Source organism: Mycobacterium sp. E183 (genome assembly GCF_001667735.1).
Taxonomy (GTDB): Bacteria; Actinomycetota; Actinomycetes; order Mycobacteriales; family Mycobacteriaceae; genus Mycobacterium.
Genome location: NZ_LZJN01000035.1, coordinates 58,686 through 74,145, shown reverse-complemented (window position 1 = coordinate 74,145; position 15,460 = coordinate 58,686). Strand labels below are relative to the sequence as shown.

The following is a 15,460-nucleotide window of genomic DNA, read 5'->3' as shown; positions in this document are numbered from 1 at the left end:
GATGTACACACACCATCGTGCGTCAGCACGGCGCGATATGGAGGAACACGACCCTGCATGCCTTTAGGTGCTGACCACCGTCACCACCCTGCACCAGTGGCCACCTGCCAGCCGGGAGCGGCTAGCTGGACCGACCAATCGACGTCGGCGTGCCGACAGCAACCCCGGTCCATGCTTCGCTTCGCATATCCTTGACGCGTCGTCGACTATCATGCGCATCTACCCGGAGTTAGGGTTTATGAGATTCCGTGACCTGTTAATAGAAAATTTCAAGGCAATTCGTCGCCTCAGGATTGAGAGCTTAACAGATTTTATCTTGATCGCAGGACCCAACGGGTGCGGGAAGTCTTGCGTATTCGATGCCATTCGACTCCTCAAGTCTATCTACGGTGGATATGAAGGTGCCGAGTGGATGCAGTGGTTTGGTGAGTTCCAAATTGATATGAACGACCGCGAGCAGTTCAAACGACTCTTTCGCGACCAAAGCAGGCCCATAAGTATTGCTGCCACAATTGAACTGCACTCCTCCGAAAAAGACTACCTGAATACGAACGCAGAGCGAGTCGTAGAACCTGCCGCGTGGGCCATGGCAATCGGACAGCCAATACCACACTCGTCGTTCTCGCCGGCTTTCGCAACTCAATTCCGCCAGCATGGTGAAGCTGCGCAGAAGAACATTCAAGTTCTTGCGTCAATGCTCCGTCAAGCGCTTACGGAACCTGCCTATCAGCTAGCTTTCACCATCGGCTCTAACTTGGAGCTTTCACATACTCCGAACTTTATTGTGGAAATGATCTTTCAAACGTACGTTCCGGATCACCTGGGCGTAATCGAGTATCATAGTGCTTCCCGCGCCTACCAGCGAGAAATTATCGGTGGAGTCAATCTGGATGCTAAGCAAATCGACTCGCAACGTAGACAACAGGCGTTATACAACTGGCAGCAGAAATACGCGAATGTTAAGACTCAATTGGCCACTACATATATTCGTGACCTGATTTCACGCGAGTCAGGAGTGCCATCCGGTCAGTCTGATCTGAACGAAACGTTGAAGGAACTGTTTCAAACGTTCTTCCCCGACAAGCAATACCTTGGCGTTGAGCCTGACCCCAACGGCGGCCTGAGGTTCCCAGTCCGCACCAAGGGCGGACAGGTGCACGACATCAACGAACTAAGCTCAGGCGAAAAAGAAGTACTTTATGGTTATCTCTGGCTACGAAATACGACACCTCGAAATTCGATGATTCTGCTGGACGAACCGGAGTTACATCTAAATCCTGGCCTACTGCGCGGATTCCCCGACTTTTACCATAAGCATTTGGGTAAGGCTCGTAATAACCAGTTGTGGCTGGTTACACACTCAGACGCCTTGCTCCGCCAAGCTGTTGGGAACCCCAATTACAGCGTATTCCACATGACGGCAGCGGACGCCGAGGAGTTCACAGACAATCAAGCTGTACCAATTCTTGCCCGCGACGAATTAGAACGCGCAACAATAGATCTCGTTGGAGACCTCGCAATGTACCGTCCGCAGGGCAAGGTTGTACTGTTTGAGGGTGGTGGCGATACGGACACCGATGTACGGATTACTGAAAAGCTCTTTCCAGATTTTGCAAAGAATACAAACCTTGTCAGCGGCGGCTCTAAACGTCGCGTCAAGGACCTTTATGAAGTTCTCGCACACACCGCTGAGCGGGTTGGTATGGCGAGGAGATTCTTCGCAGTTACCGATAGGGATTCCGCACCGTCGGAATTGCCTCCGCAAGGCACCCATCAACTGAGCTGGGACGCCTACCACATCGAAAACTATCTATTGGAACCACGCTTCATCCGTGAAGCTGTCGGCGTTCTCTTGGGCCGTCCAAAATTCGATAGCGACGACCAGGTTGTAGAAGCGCTAAGAAACGCAGCAAAGGAAGTGTTGCCTAGACTAGTCGTCGATGCCCTTAGGAAAATCGTGAACGATAGGATTGTATCCTCTGTGCATCTCGGAGGCGACCCTAGCAAGCGCAACGCAGCAGATGCGCTCATTGCCTCCGTCAGCGCAACATTTGACCGCCTAAACAATGCCCGAGATACTATCGACTATGCGTTCCTTGAGCAGCAAGCGGCAGCGATCAAAGATGGGTTTATCGCATCCCTCGATAATGGGACGTGGGTAAAAGAACTTCCTGGCCGATCCATCTTGCAGCGCTTCGCCGCTCGGGAGCTGTCCGGTGTGGGCAGCTACGAGGGGTTCCGCAATGTCATCGTGGACCAAATGGTTGATGCCAGTTATGAGCCACCTGGGATGAGGCGAGTAATCGACGTCATCACAGCAACCGACCCGGTACTAGCCCCCGCCAGGTGAATCCGCCTACTCGCACTCTGATGAGTGCGCTCAGAGTCCTGAGACCGAACGCTCCGGGCGTCTCAAATATGGCAGCAGGTGCGAAGGGTCGACTGGTCGCTGCCAATTACTGTCCAGTCCGCGCGGAGTCGGCGTGGCGTGGGCTTCTTATGCGCATTCCGCGTTAGAAGAGTGCCAGATGCGAGTATTACGGTTGTGTCAGGCGTAGCGGTAACGCCACTGGTAGCAACACTCAAGTTTCGTAGTTCACCGTGAGGATTAATAGAACATGACTAACCCGCCAGACGACATCGACATACTCCTGAATGGCGCACAGCCGAAGCCATCGACTGAACGTATGCAGCGAGCCTTCTACGAGCGTTGCAAATGGGTGGAACTGATGCTCGGTGTCCGGGCGCTTGCCGAGATCAAGATGGGCCAGTACAACTTTTCGGCAGGGCTGCCAATTGAGGCCATCTTTCGCGAAGAGCTCGCAAAGATCCTCCCTCGTCGATACGAAGTAACTTGTGGGGCCGTGTCGGACCGGGATGGCAATACTGCCGGTGATTGCGATGTCGTCATCTTCAATGACACTTGGTTCCCTCTTATCAAGCCGCCGCCTACGACGACTGATCGCCAGCGGGTTATGCCGGTCGAAGGCGCGTACGCGGTTCTTGAGGTCAAGCAATCGTTAAGCATTTCGGTCCTTGACGCGGCGATGGCGAAGCTGGTTACTTGCAGTAGGCTCCGCCGGCCTGTCGTTCCACGAAGCCAGGTGACGGAGAATAGACGGATTGATGGCCTGCCTGGGAACGTCGACCTAACCAATCCGTTGTTTACAGCAGTTGTGGGGATACGCCTAGCGGATGACAGCCTGAACGAATTGGTAGCCCGATTTATCAAGATCAACCAGCGGCTTCACCCAGATCGAGACCAGATGGTTCACTGTCTGTGCGTACTCGGCGAGGCGTGCTTCTTTTGGGGCTGGGTCCCAGAAGGGTCCACCCAAGCGCAAATCGCGAAGTTCATGGGACCCGACGATCGCGTCGAACCATTGATGCTTATCGAGTCGAGTGGCCACTCCGAGGAATCGCCGCTCGGGACCTTAGTAGCCAGACTATATGGTCATGCCACCAACTCGATCTTAGAGGATCCTACGGACCTACCCAATTTTTACGGCATCGGACAAAGTTACAAGCCCTATCAAGGGGGGCTAGCGTTCATTCCTCAAGTCGATCCCATTGCGAAGCCGCCGTCGCCAGGCCTGTAGGCGCTGGAAAGTTTCAGAACTAAGGCGTCCCGCGATGACCGCGACCCGGAATCGGCCCGATGGGTCAGCCTGATCAGCTTCGGACAACCGAGAGTGGCGGGCGACGGCCTGGAGTCCGCGTTTTCGTACCTTAGTTCCAACCCGAAGGCTCGGACGCCCTTGCGCGATTTGCCTGCTTGCGTCGAGACCATAACGGTGCATCGTCGGCCGGGATTAGCCGGGCTTGAATTCCTGGCAGGACACACTACGACACTAGGTCTCTTTCCCAGATTACAAGGCCGGATTCCTCGCCCCAAGTGCGCAAATCCGCGCAAACTCGAAGCTTCGCGAAACACTCCCAATCAGTCGTGCTTCGGTAGGCGCGACCCATCGCGTCGGACCCAGATGGCCCTCCCCAACGACCGCTCGCGAGTGCCGATAATAGATTAACCAGGTCGTGTCCTGCGCATAGCAATGCTAAATTATGTTCTGCTATTGTCGCCTCAAGCATGGACTGAAGGTCCGCCGCCGTCGGCTTGTCGACGGCTTTTGTACGGCCTATGGCAATAACGGAAATCTTCTCGACAAGTTCGCCGTTTTCGTGCGCCTCGATAAGCGGGGCCATAGGAAAGTCCTTCAACAGAATGCCCAGCGTCTTCTTGACCGATAGAAGTCGCAATGCCCCAACGCGGCCGGCTATCTGAACAAGCAAATCATCCGCCCGGGTTGCTAGTCTGTGCATGTGACTACGCAGCTTCTCGCGATCAGCGTGCGCGGCGAGCAGGCGCTGAAGAATGCCCGGACAATGCCTAAAGATATCCACTTGCATGTCGTAGTATTCAGATACTGAGATATGGCCACCGTATTCTTGAAGGTCGGTTTCGGAGTCGAAGTCTCGGTCTACAACCGCATATACAGTTGAATACCCGCTGAGTTCCGCGAGGTGAGCGGCTCTAAGCACCGCTTGCTTGCCGAAAGCTATCTCCGACCGGCACGCTTCTTGATTTAGGTGCGGATCAATCAACGCGGTATCTTCTTGGCCTTCGACCAGCACGATGGCGCGTTGATCTACCTGCCGCATCATCTTGATTCCGGCGAAAACAGTATCGCCGTCGAGCGACTCCCTCATTCGTAGTGACCCGCTATCTGCGGTCCCAACTCTGCGGTCCGGTCCCACGATTTGTTAATGATCTGCGGAGAATGTGTTGCGATCATAAAGCGAAGGTCTGCTAATTGAGCGATTCGGTCGATATCTTGTATAAAACTTTTCTGCCAGGCGACATGCAGCGATATTTCCGGTTCGTCGACCAAGACAAGAGCGCCTTGCGGGACGTTGAACAGCAGGTCGTACATTAACACGAGCTCATGCTGTTCGCCCGATGAAAGCTTGGATGGGGGAATGATCCTTCCGTCAGAATCCCGTGTCACCACGATTCCCTCGCGGATATTTACGCGAAGCGTTTTGTTGAAAAATCTGCGATGAACAATTTCTTCAAGCAGGGATACTCTGGCCGCCACGTGGTCGAAGGTCTCCAGCTTGTCGTCCGTGTCGTCTAAGTATGTATTGAGAACTCTCAATTCCCAGTCATTAAGCTTGCGAACGGGTAGTGGCACGTCTACAGCCGAATTAATGAGGCCCAACTCGGCTAAACGGCTCCGTTTTGCACTCTGCTCTTCGTACCGCTCTCGGATGATATTGGCGTCTTCCACAGGCGCTAGCGGATCCTCGAGCAATCTTCGCGGAAAGGACCGATCTAGTTGTTGCGTGCGACGCGAGTTTTCGGCGAGGGCCGTCGCCATCTGTTGTTTTATGTCCTCTGCATATGCATCAATCGTACGCCTGCGGGCTACCTCTCTGTGGCGGGCTGGGCGAAAATTCGGCAAATCGTCATATAGAAGACGTTGCGTCTCGATAAAATGAACCGGCGTTTCCTCAATTAGCTGGTTTATACGCTCATCCATTCTCGCAGCCCGCTCCATACGCGCGCTTGGCATGTCCGATGAAGGTCCATAACGGAAATACAAGTCGCGAAAGTCGGTGATCTCGCCATCAAGGCTGTCTCTCCACTGCCCGCCGCTAATTGGCTCCCAACTGGTGTTCTCAAGCAGATAACGTCGCAATCGCTCGTCCCCCCCGGCTTCGTAATGGCCGGTATAAACCTTATCCGAGGATGTGAAAGTCAGTGTAAACGATAGGCCGCCGTCGATGCCGCTACCTTCTTCGGGTTCGCTGCGCGTTATTAGAAGCTTAGAGTTGTCGTCATGAGTGACACTAAGACTGTCGAAAGGTGCTTCGTAAAGCGCGTCGAAGTCGCGGGAGTAGAGCGCATGAAGTATCTCTAAAAGCCGAGTCTTGCCAACACCATTCGGGCCGTAGAGAAGGATGTAGCGCCAATCGGACGGAAACTCGATCGAATGCGCAAAGTAGTCCAGGAGGCCTACGATGCTGATGTTGGTGATACGAGCCATCAGTTTCCTCCCCGTGCGCCTAGGACCTCGGCTATTCGGAGATTAGCTGGATCCAGATACAACTTCTAGCATGCCTACCAGCCCCTAGGGATGTGAGACTGACGCTGAAGTGCGTGTCGCCGTGGCATCGGTACGTAATACGGCGACTGTGCCCCACCGTGTCTCGGCGGAGAGCTTGGAGCCGGGCGAGCTTCCCCACAGGTTATGGCCCGGATCCGGCTGCCACGCCTCCTGGCGAAGCGCTGGCGTGGCATCTGTCCGCCAACCTGAGGGGTGGACTAATGTGCGAGCGCACATGGAACTTTGGCTGCAGGGGAGGGCTCTATGTCGGACCGAGCGGTTGCCGGCAGTGAGGGGGCGCCGATGCAGGAGCTCCGAGATCCCAGATGCGCCAGGAGGCTGTCGGCAATTCGTCTCGTAGGTCTCTTTGCAGTAAAGCTATTACTTGCTGCCTGGATGCTGCTCTACACCGTCTTCGCGGTTCGCGCGGTGATTACGCTACTGACACGGACTACTTCCACCGACTGCACTGTACTTGGCGTTTCATGCTCGGCTCCACCAGCCGGACTGATCGGACTGCTCCATGCCATGCTCGGCGGCATCCTCGGCGCTGGGGTGCTCGGGATGGTGAAATTCCACCGCTGGGTATCGGTCCGTAATTCATTCGATGTACGCCACACGTGGGGGTATTTGTTTGCTCCTGTGCTCGGCGGTGTGCTTGGTCTGGTTGTGTTCGCGTTGTTGCAGAGCGGACTTCTCATCTTCTCCGGAAAGCCAAGTAGCGATACAGGTTTGGTAACCAACCTGGGCTACTTGGCCGTCGGCTTTCTGTCTGGCTTTGGTTGGGATTCAGCAACACGGCGAATTGAAACCATCATCACCAAATTCTTCTCGGACGCTCAAGCGCCAAAGGCCCAACACGATACTGTTGATGGTTCGAGCAATATCGAGGCATCGGTTACTGCGGACCGAGAATAGGCGCAGGGTTCGGAAAGCGAGACGCAGTTGATTCGCCACGACAGGTGAATTGGTTGCAGCCTCGGCGAGTTCTCGGAGATATCGCTGCGGGTGTTCGCGGCCCGCCCACGGTGCGCCGCACTCTACGACAGTCGTGGACATTGACCCCGGCGCGTGTGACGTCCATGGCTGTCTGCTTGCGCTATTGCATGAGTATTACATGCTTCTTGCTAAGCTCAACTAAGGACAGCGTGTGAACTGCAATAACTCTGGTGCGCGATACTGGGATTGAACCAGTGACCTCTTCCGTGTCAGGGAAGCGCTCTCCCGCTGAGCTAATCGCGCCGGGATCAAAAGCTGGAGGTGGAGACGGGAATCGAACCCGTGTGCACGGCTTTGCAGGCCGTTGCCTCACCACTCGGCCACTCCACCGCTGGGGTTGATGCCACTTGCACCTTCGAGCGGATGACGGGATTCGAACCCGCGACCCTCACCTTGGCAAGGTGATGCGCTACCAACTGCGCTACATCCGCGCGCCTCGGACGAGATCGTCGCCCGTTGCGAAGCACGACGATAGTCGACGTGAGCGGGCACATACAAATTTCTCGGTACGAGCCGCGTCCAGGCTAGCGCAGACCCCGAGAGGCGCACGCGGCCCATACTGGGGAGCCGGTCCGTGCTAGTCTTCGACGTCGTTCGCCTCTCGGCGCCGGTCCCGTGGCTCAGTGGGAGAGCGTCCGCTTCACACGCGGAAGGTCGCTGGTTCGATCCCAGCCGGGACCACCACAAGTTGGCTGTTGGAGCCCAAATTTTCCCGCCATCGCCCCAGGTCATTCCGCGATATGGTGACACGACCAGTGCAAGGCGCACCGGCCTTACTCGCGAGGACAGAGATCGTCGATGGCCGACGTGGACGCAGAGGCGATCCAGCAGGATCTGATCGCCGGGGTCGCCGCGGAACTCGACTTCGAGGGTGTCGAGGAGATCGGGCGCGGGGGATTCGGGGTCGTCTACCGTTGCGCCCAGCCTGAGCTCGACCGCCGGGTGGCGGTCAAGGTACTCACCAACGACCTTGACCCCGACAACCTCGACCGCTTCCTGCGCGAGCAGCGCGCGATGGGCCGGCTCTCCGGTCACCCGCACATCGTCACGGTCCTGCAGGCCGGCACCACCCGCAGCGGCCGGCCGTTCATCGTCATGCCCTACCACGACAAGGGGTCGCTGTGGGGCCTGGTCAGCGGCCAGGGTCCCCTGCCCTGGCCCGAGGTGCTCAGCATCGGCGTCAAGCTCGCCGGGGCGCTGGAGGCCGCGCACCGCTCCGGCATTCTGCACCGCGACGTGAAGCCGGGAAACGTCCTGCTGACCGACTACGGCGAGCCGCAGCTGACCGACTTCGGCCTCGCGCGGATCGCCGGCGGGTTCGAGACCCGCGCCGGGGTGGTCATCGGTTCCCCCGCGTTCATCGCGCCCGAGCTACTCGAAGGCGCCACGCCGACAACCGGTTCCGACGTCTACTCGCTGGCCGCGACGCTGTTCTGCGCGCTCACCGGCCACCCGCCGATGGGCCGGTCGGTTACCGAAATGCTCACCGAACGGGGCGTGCCCGGCGACGTCGTCGCCGTGATCGAGACCGGCATGACGCGCGACCCCACGCGCCGGCCGGTCACCGCGCTCGAATACGGCGAGCAACTGCGCGAGGCGCAACGCCGTCACCGGATCCCCGTCGACACCATGGTCGTGCCGGTCGACCTGGCGGGATCGACAGTCCCGGCGGCCGCGTACCGCGCTCGCGAAACCGCGTCGACGCCGCCGGCGCCGGCGACGAAATTCCGTCCCCCCGCCTCGACTCGATCGCTCGTCCCGCGCGACCGCTTGATGGCGCTGCTCCGCGAGGCCGGGCGCCGGCGGCTGATCCTCCTGCACGCGCCGTCGGGATACGGCAAGACCACCCTGGTGGCCCAGTGGCGCGCCGAACTGACCGCCGCCGGCGTGACGGTGGCCTGGCTGACGGTGGACGACGACGACAACAACGTGGTGTGGTTCCTCGCCCACCTGCTCGCCGCGATCCGGCGGGTGCGTCCCGCCCTCGCCGAACCGCTCGAGCAGATGCTCGAACAGCGCGGCGACGAGGCGACCCGCTTCGTGTTGACCTCGCTGATCGACGCGATCGACGACCTCGGCGAACCGATCACCCTGGTCGTCGACGACTGGCAGCGGGTGTCCGACCCCCAAGCGATCGACGCCCTGCGCTTCCTGATCGAGCACGGGGGTGATCACCTGCAGATCGTCGTGACCAGCTGGTCGCGCCCCGCCGTGACGTTGAGCAAGCTGCGAGTCCGCGACGAGCTGGTCGAAATCGATTGCGAGAAGCTGCGTTTCGACAATGACGAGGCGCGGTCCCTGCTCAATGACGTCGCGGGGCTGCAGCTGGCCGGAGAGGACGTGGCGGCGCTGACCGCTTCGACGGACGGCTGGGTCGCCGCCCTGCAACTGGCGACGCTGTCCCTGCGGGGCGGCGGCGACGCAGGCGACCTGGTCAGCCGCATGGCCGGCGACGACGAGGCGGTCGAAGAATTCCTCGCCGAGAATGTCCTGGACACCCTGGAGCCCGAGCTGGTCGAGTTCATGATGGCGACCTCGATCACCGAACGAATCTGCGGTGAGCTGGCATCGGTGCTGGCCGAAGTCGGCGGCGGGCACGCCATTCTCGAGGACATCGAGCGGCGCGGCCTGTTCCTGCGCCGCATTGATCATGCCCCGCAATGGTTTCGCTACCACCAGATGTTCGCGGGGTTCTTGCGGCGCCGGCTCGAGCGCGACGATCCCGATCGTCTTGCCGAGCTGCACCACACGGCCTCGGAGTGGTTCGCCGAGCACGACCACATCAGCGAGGCCGTCGACCACGCGCTGGCCGCGGGTGAGACCGCGCACGCGGTCGACCTGGTCGAGCGCCTGGAAACCAGGGCGCTGATCAACCAGTCCCGCATGACGACCTTTCTGGGCCTCGTCGAGAAGCTACCCCCGCAGCTCGTGGTCTCCCGGCCGCTGTTGCAGCTCGCGTCGGCGTGGGCCAACATCCTGCTGCACCGCAGCGAGGCCACCGAGGCCGCGCTGGAGCGCTTCACCGTCGCGCTGGCCAGGGCGGACCTGCCCGAGGCGAGGCGCGCGGACCTGGCCCTGGAAGCCAGCGTGGTGCGGGCGGTGGCCGAGATCTATGCCGACCGGACCGACGGGCTGGAGGAACTGTTGGCCGACGTCGTGTCCCGCGCGGACGAGCTGCGTCCCGTGCTGCCGCAGGCCGCCGCCACCGCGTTGGCGTTCGCGGCGATCTACCGCTTCGATCTGCCGGCCGCGCAACGACTCCTGGCGTGGGCGGAGCCCTTCAACGAGCAGGTCGGCGCGGTGGGCGCCGTCTACTCGTGCAGCTGGGCCGGCATCGCAGCCCGCCAGCGGCTCGACATCCCGCTTGCGCTGCGCAAGTTCCGCGAGGGTTTCGAGATCGGTTCGGCCGTGGGCTCGCACTCCTACGCGGCCCGCATCGCCGGCGCGGTGCTCGGCGAATTGCTCTACGAGACAGGCGAATTGGACGAGTCGGCCGCGCTGCTGGAGGAGAGCTATCACCTCGGTCCGGAAGGCGGCGGGGTGGACTACCTGGCTGCTCGCTACGTCGTCGGCGCCAAAGTCAAAGCCGCGCAGGGCGATCGCGACGAGGCGATCGGCCGCCTCGACGCCGGGATGGCGGTGGCAGAGAAGCTGCGGCTGCCGCGCCTGGCGGCCGCCATCAACCACGAGCGGGTCAGGCTGGGGCTGAAACTCGAACCCTCGGAGGCCGACCGGCTGCGGGCCGCCGGCGACGTGCCCCGGGACGGGAACGGGATCGCCACCGTCACCGCCGAGCTCGACGCGGCCTCCGGCATCCGGCTGCTCGCCCGAAGCCGCGCCCGAGACGACCGCGACCGGGCATGCCGGAACGCCGTCGCGCTGCTGGCCGGCATCGACGCGGCCGCCCGGCCGCTGGCGAACCTGCAGGCCCGCGTGCTGCTGGTCGAAACCCTCACCGCCGCCGGACGTCCCGCCGACGACGACCTCGCGCTGGTGCGTGCCCAGTGCGCCCAACACGGATTGCCGCGGCTGCTCATCGACGCCGGCCTCGGCTGACGGCAGACAACACACACAAAGGACGGTGGAGCATGGTAGGCAACCAAGAAGGCATCGCAATCCTGAAACTCGAGTGCCCACAAGGCCATCCCGTCGGGAGGCTGCTCAAGGAGGCCCCCCATCAGGCGGTCGCCTTCGACCCGGGCGCCCAAGTGGGGCCCCGCCGCTTCTGGCCGGACGAAGACGACCAGCCCAGGTTCACCGCTCGATGCCGGTTCTGCGACAAGCCGGTGGGCGAGGCCACGACCGCGCTGCAGAACCAACTGGCCACCCTGATCGACGACGCGTCCGCGGCCAGCGCGACGGCCACGCTGCCGTACCTGTAGGTCGTGGCGGCTACTGTAAGAGCGACAGTAGCGACCGATGAGAGGAATCCCGTGGCCCAGGTTCCCCCGGCCCAGCACGACACCCCCCGCCCGCCGGAGGGGGATTGGCTCGGCACGCCGTATCTCACCCTCGAGCGGCACGGGTCGATCGCGGTGTGCACCATCGACCGCCCCGAAGCGCGCAACGCCCTGACCCCCGCGATGTACTTCGGGATCCGTTACGCCGTCGGACGTGTCGCGGAGGACCCGGACCTGGCCGGGCTGCTGATCACCGGGACCGGGGATGTCTTCGCGCCCGGTGGTGACATGGGCGGCGGGGGAGCCACCGACAACTGGATCACCTTCGGCGGCGCGCTGGGCATGGACGTCACGCCGTTTGACACGGTGCGCACCTCGGCCAAACCCGTCGTCTCCGCGGTCAACGGCCTGTGCCAGGGCGGCGGGTTCCAGATCGCGCTGTGCAGCGACCTGTCGATCGTCAGCGAACGGGCCACCTTCCGCGTCCCCGAGCTGTTCCGCGGCTACGCCGACACCTACTACAGCCAGATGCTCACCCGCGTCATCGGGCCGGTGCGCACCCGCGACCTGATGTTCACCGGGCGGGTGCTGACTGCCGCGGAGGCCCTGGACTGGGGCCTGGTCACCCGCGTCGTGCCGCACGACGACCTGCTGGACACCGCGAAAGAGCTGCTCGCGCAGTGTTGTCGGACCGCGCCGCGGGCCCGCGGCGTGATCAAGTCGAGCATCGACAGCTACCTGGGTCTCTATGACCGCATCGGCATGACCAGCAGCCTCAGCGACGCCGAGGCCCGCGAGGGTTTCCGCGCGTTCAAGGAGCGCCGTTCACCCGACTGGGTGCACCCCGATCTGCGGGTCGAGGGACGGCTATAGGTCGATCCACTCTCCGTGCGGGGCGACCCGCAGCCGGTCGCCGATCCCGGCCTGGTCGAAGGCCGCCGCGAATTCGCCGGCGCCCTCGCTGAAGTGCGCCCAGCCGTCGACGTGGGCGGGTATGACGACGCGGGCGCCCAGGATCTCGGCGGCGGCGGCCGCGCGCGCCGAGGTCAGCGTCAGCGGCCGGCCGCGCTCCTTGGCCGGCACGCTCGCCGCGCCCGCGAACAGCACCGCGACGTCGATGACGCCCACCCGGTCGGCCACTTCCTTGACCGCCGCCATCGAGGCGTTGTCGCCGCTGAGGTACACGGTGGGCAGGCCGGGCCCGGACAGCACGAAGCCGGTCACCTCGCAGTTGACGTGCCCGCTGGCGTCGCGCTGCCCGTCGGCCGGCCCGTGAACCGCCGGAACCGCTTGCACCGCAAGCGATCCGGACAGCTCGTAGGTCTGCCAGGGCGCGACCCCCACCGCGGGTGGTCCCAGCCGGGCGGCGCCACCGGGGTGGGTGAGCACCAGCGGCGCGGCCAGGGCCATGCGGCGACCGTCGTCGTCGAGGTTGTCCGGGTGCTAGTCATGGCTGATCAGCACCGCGTCCACCGGGCCGAGCGCGTCGGCGTTCACCGCAGGCCCGGCGAGCTTCGTCAGGTAGGCGTGCACACCGGGCGGGTCGAACGTCGGGTCCATCACGATCCGCCGGCCGGCGATGTCGACCACCGTGGTCGGTCCGCCCAGCACACTGATCGCACGGTCGCGCCGTTGCGCGTCGACCGCGGCGCTCATATGCCCCGTCCCCGCTCGCGCCAATACGGTTCGCGCAGAGCGGCTTTCAGGATCTTCCCGCTCGCGTTGCGGGGCAGCGATTCCACGAAGTCCACCGTCCTCGGGCACTTGTAGCCGGCGAGGTGCTGACGGCAGAAGTCGATGACGTCTTGCGCGTCGGTCTCGGTGTCGGCCACGACGATCGCCTTCACCGATTCACCCCAGAAGTCGTCGGGTACACCGATCACCGCGGCGTCGGTGATCGCGGGGTGCTCGATGAGCACGCTTTCCACCTCGGGCCCGTACACGTTCTCGCCGCCGGTGATGATCATGTCCCTCAGGCGGTCTTCGATGTAGACGTAGCCGTCGGCGTCCAGGCGCCCCACGTCGCCGGTGCGCACCCAGTCCTCGTCGGTGATCGTCTCGGCGGTCGCCTCCGGCCGGTTCAGGTAGCCGGTCATGTTCTGGTTGCTCCGCACCCAGATCTCGCCCGCCTCGCCGGCGGCCACCGCGGCGCCCGTCTCGGGATCCACCACCCGAATCTCGGTGCCCAGCACCGCCTTTCCGGCCGCCAGCTGCAGGTGTGGGCGCGCGGAATCGCGGTGGTCGTCGTCGCTGAGCGCGGTGACCGCCCCGCACAGCTCCGTCTGGCCGTACACCTGCACGAAACGGGTGTCGGGCCAGGTCGACAGCGCCCGGTGCAGCAGCGGCAGCGGCATCGGCGCGGCCCCGTAGACGATGTAGCGCAGGCCGGCGATCGTGGCGTGCGCCGCCTCGCCGGCGTCGAGGAACCGGGCGATCACCGGCGGGACGAAGAAGGCGTGGGTGGCGCCGGCCCGCACGGCGCCCGTGAGGGCGGCGGCGTCGGGTTCGCGGGTCATGATGGTGGGCACACCGGCCCGAATCCCGAACAGCGCGTAGCCGATTCCGCCGACATGGAACAGCGGCATGGCGACGAGGTTCGCGTCCCCGTCGTCGAAGGGGAAGGCCGGCGCCAGGTTCGCCGCGTGGTTGACCAGCGCCCGCTGGCTCAGCAACACGCCCTTCGGGCGCCCCGTGGTGCCCGAGCTGTAGATCACCAGCGCGGTTTCGCTCTCGTGAACGTCGATGTCGCGCTCCGTGGGAGACGCGGCCGCCAGCAGGGATTCGTACTCGTCACCCACCACGACGATGCGCTCCACCCCCGGCGCGCGTGCGGCGGCCGCCTCGGCCGCGGCCCGCAGCTCGGCGCCGACGAAGAGCAGCCGCGCCCCGCTGTCGTCGAGCACGTGCACGAGTTCGTCGCCCATCGCGCGCCAGTTGACGACGGTGGTCACGGCCCCGATCGACGCCGCGGCGAACAGCACCTCGAGGCAGGCGGGGTGGTTCTTGTCCAGGAACGCGACGCTCTGACCGCGCCGCACACCGGCGGCGCGCAGCGCGCCGGCCGCACGGCGGATTCGCGCGGCCCAGTCGGCCCAGGACCACTCCAATTCGCCGTAGCGGATCGCGACGGCGTCGGGCCGCTGCTGTGCGTGCCGATCGACGAATCCCGCCAGCGTCTCCGTGGTGTGCGCCGTGGTGTCGGCTGGTGGCATGAGGCCCCTCCGAGGTCGGTTTGCTCCATTCTGCGATAGCGATCATGCCAGGACGTGCGGGCGGCCTGCCCGGTCCGCTGGGAGGTTCCGCCTACCACTGGTCACCAACAAGTCCTGGCGCAACGGTCGCCGCGGTCGCACGATCGAGCCATGCCAGCAAGGACGCGTCTGCCACCACTGCCACCGGCCACGTTGAGCGCTGATCAACGGGAGCTCTATGACGACATGGCGGCGATGATCGAAGACCACTTCGGGGAACTCATCGCCCGCCGCGAGGACGGTGCCCTTATCGGCCCCTTCAACGGCTGGCTGCATTTCCCGAATTTCGGGAAGCCGGCCTGGGCCTTCAACAAGGCGCTATGGGAGCACAGCGTGCTGCCCGCCACGGTCCACCAGCTGGTGATCCTGGTGACCGCCGCCAAGTTCGGTGCTCGCTACGAGATCTATGGCCACGAGTACTTCGCCCGACGCGCGGGGCTGCCCGACCGGACGATCGCGACCATCGCCGCCGGCGAGCGGCCCAGCGACCTCAGCAGTGACCAGGCGGTCGCCTACGACATGGCGGCGGCGCTGAACCGTGGCGGGGCGCTGGCCGAGACGACGTACCAGGCGGCGCGACGTACGTTCGGTGAGCAAGGCCTCGCCGAAATCGTTTTTCTTGTCGGCTGCTTCTCGATGGTGGCCGTCACCCTCAACGCGTTCGATGCGTCGGTTCCGGGACGCGAGGGGGACGGCGAATAGT

General features: G+C 62.9%; 10 protein-coding genes, 4 tRNA genes and 1 pseudogene. 8 read left to right on the top strand and 7 right to left on the bottom strand.

Features of this window, described 5'->3' with window-relative positions; genetic code table 11:
- The first annotated feature begins 67 nt into the window (after window positions 1-67).
- Both A5691_RS27070 and A5691_RS03245 read left to right on the top strand, forming a co-directional pair.
- Window positions 68-2,350 carry an ATP-binding protein gene (locus A5691_RS27070; protein WP_156675494.1) on the top strand — a complete coding sequence of 761 codons (2,283 nt, stop codon included), beginning with the start codon at window positions 68-70 and terminating at the stop codon, window positions 2,348-2,350.
- A gap of 268 nt (window positions 2,351-2,618) precedes the next feature.
- On the top strand, window positions 2,619-3,599 hold the full coding sequence (locus A5691_RS03245; RefSeq protein WP_156675493.1) for a DUF6602 domain-containing protein: 981 nt from the start codon (window positions 2,619-2,621) through the stop codon (window positions 3,597-3,599).
- 244 nt (window positions 3,600-3,843) lie between these two features.
- On the opposite strand, the gene A5691_RS03240 is transcribed toward A5691_RS03245, so the two are convergent.
- Window positions 3,844-4,707: a hypothetical protein gene (locus A5691_RS03240; RefSeq protein WP_068014951.1), complete on the bottom strand. Its 864-nt coding sequence runs from the start codon at window positions 4,705-4,707 to the stop codon at window positions 3,844-3,846.
- A complete protein-coding gene (locus A5691_RS03235; RefSeq protein WP_068014948.1) occupies window positions 4,704-6,047 on the bottom strand; it encodes an AAA family ATPase in 1,344 nt (447 codons plus the stop codon). The genes A5691_RS03240 and A5691_RS03235 overlap by 4 nt, the downstream gene beginning before the upstream one ends.
- A 456-nt stretch (window positions 6,048-6,503) precedes the next feature.
- Here A5691_RS03235 and A5691_RS27805 point away from each other — a divergent pair, with 456 nt between their 5' ends.
- Window positions 6,504-7,025 carry a hypothetical protein gene (locus A5691_RS27805; RefSeq protein ID WP_156675492.1) on the top strand — a complete coding sequence of 174 codons (522 nt, stop codon included), beginning with the start codon at window positions 6,504-6,506 and terminating at the stop codon, window positions 7,023-7,025.
- Window positions 7,026-7,274: 249 nt separating this feature from the next.
- Here A5691_RS27805 and A5691_RS03230 read toward each other — a convergent pair.
- The 3 genes from A5691_RS03230 to A5691_RS03220 all read right to left on the bottom strand — a co-directional run bounded on the left by A5691_RS03230 (window position 7,275) and on the right by A5691_RS03220 (window position 7,537).
- Window positions 7,275-7,349: transfer RNA gene (locus A5691_RS03230), tRNA-Val, on the bottom strand.
- A 13-nt stretch (window positions 7,350-7,362) separates the two neighbouring features.
- A tRNA-Cys gene (locus tag A5691_RS03225) sits at window positions 7,363-7,436 on the bottom strand.
- Window positions 7,437-7,464: 28 nt separating this feature from the next.
- Window positions 7,465-7,537 (bottom strand) — tRNA-Gly (locus A5691_RS03220).
- Window positions 7,538-7,715: 178 nt separating this feature from the next.
- Between A5691_RS03220 and A5691_RS03215 the strand changes: the two genes are divergently transcribed.
- The 4 genes from A5691_RS03215 to A5691_RS03200 all read left to right on the top strand — a co-directional run bounded on the left by A5691_RS03215 (window position 7,716) and on the right by A5691_RS03200 (window position 12,379).
- Window positions 7,716-7,790: transfer RNA gene (locus A5691_RS03215), tRNA-Val, on the top strand.
- A gap of 114 nt (window positions 7,791-7,904) precedes the next feature.
- Window positions 7,905-11,162 (top strand): serine/threonine-protein kinase, encoded by a 3,258-nt coding sequence (locus A5691_RS03210; protein ID WP_068014945.1) that lies wholly within the window; start codon window positions 7,905-7,907, stop codon window positions 11,160-11,162.
- Window positions 11,163-11,194: 32 nt separating this feature from the next.
- A complete protein-coding gene (locus A5691_RS03205) occupies window positions 11,195-11,488 on the top strand; it encodes a hypothetical protein (protein ID WP_067783469.1) in 294 nt (97 codons plus the stop codon).
- 51 nt (window positions 11,489-11,539) lie between these two features.
- Window positions 11,540-12,379: an enoyl-CoA hydratase/isomerase family protein gene (locus tag A5691_RS03200; RefSeq protein WP_068014941.1), complete on the top strand. Its 840-nt coding sequence runs from the start codon at window positions 11,540-11,542 to the stop codon at window positions 12,377-12,379.
- On the opposite strand, the pseudogene A5691_RS03195 reads toward A5691_RS03200, so the two are convergent.
- Window positions 12,374-13,162: pseudogene (locus A5691_RS03195) on the bottom strand (MBL fold metallo-hydrolase). The gene A5691_RS03200 and the pseudogene A5691_RS03195 sit on opposite strands and share 6 nt — an antisense overlap.
- On the bottom strand, window positions 13,159-14,718 hold the full coding sequence (locus A5691_RS03190; RefSeq protein ID WP_068014939.1) for a long-chain-fatty-acid--CoA ligase: 1,560 nt from the start codon (window positions 14,716-14,718) through the stop codon (window positions 13,159-13,161). The pseudogene A5691_RS03195 and the gene A5691_RS03190 overlap by 4 nt, the downstream one beginning before the upstream one ends.
- Window positions 14,719-14,868: 150 nt before the next feature.
- Between A5691_RS03190 and A5691_RS03185 the strand changes: the two genes are divergently transcribed.
- Window positions 14,869-15,459, top strand: a complete 591-nt coding sequence (locus tag A5691_RS03185) for a carboxymuconolactone decarboxylase family protein (RefSeq protein WP_068014936.1) — start codon at window positions 14,869-14,871, stop codon at window positions 15,457-15,459.
- The last annotated feature ends 1 nt before the right edge of the window (window position 15,460 follow it).

Bases quoted from the DNA above. Each gene is read 5' to 3' on its own strand.
- A5691_RS03190 (WP_068014939.1), bottom strand. From the start codon at position 14,718: ATGCCACCAGCCGACACCACGGCGCACACCACGGAGACGCTGGCGGGA.
- A5691_RS03205 (WP_067783469.1), top strand. From the start codon at position 11,195: ATGGTAGGCAACCAAGAAGGCATCGCAATCCTGAAACTCGAGTGCCCA.
- A5691_RS03240 (WP_068014951.1), bottom strand. From the start codon at position 4,707: ATGAGGGAGTCGCTCGACGGCGATACTGTTTTCGCCGGAATCAAGATG.
- A5691_RS03185 (WP_068014936.1), top strand. From the start codon at position 14,869: ATGCCAGCAAGGACGCGTCTGCCACCACTGCCACCGGCCACGTTGAGC.
- A5691_RS03245 (WP_156675493.1), top strand. From the start codon at position 2,619: ATGACTAACCCGCCAGACGACATCGACATACTCCTGAATGGCGCACAG.
- A5691_RS03235 (WP_068014948.1), bottom strand. From the start codon at position 6,047: ATGGCTCGTATCACCAACATCAGCATCGTAGGCCTCCTGGACTACTTT.
- A5691_RS27805 (WP_156675492.1), top strand. From the start codon at position 6,504: ATGCTGCTCTACACCGTCTTCGCGGTTCGCGCGGTGATTACGCTACTG.
- A5691_RS03210 (WP_068014945.1), top strand. From the start codon at position 7,905: ATGGCCGACGTGGACGCAGAGGCGATCCAGCAGGATCTGATCGCCGGG.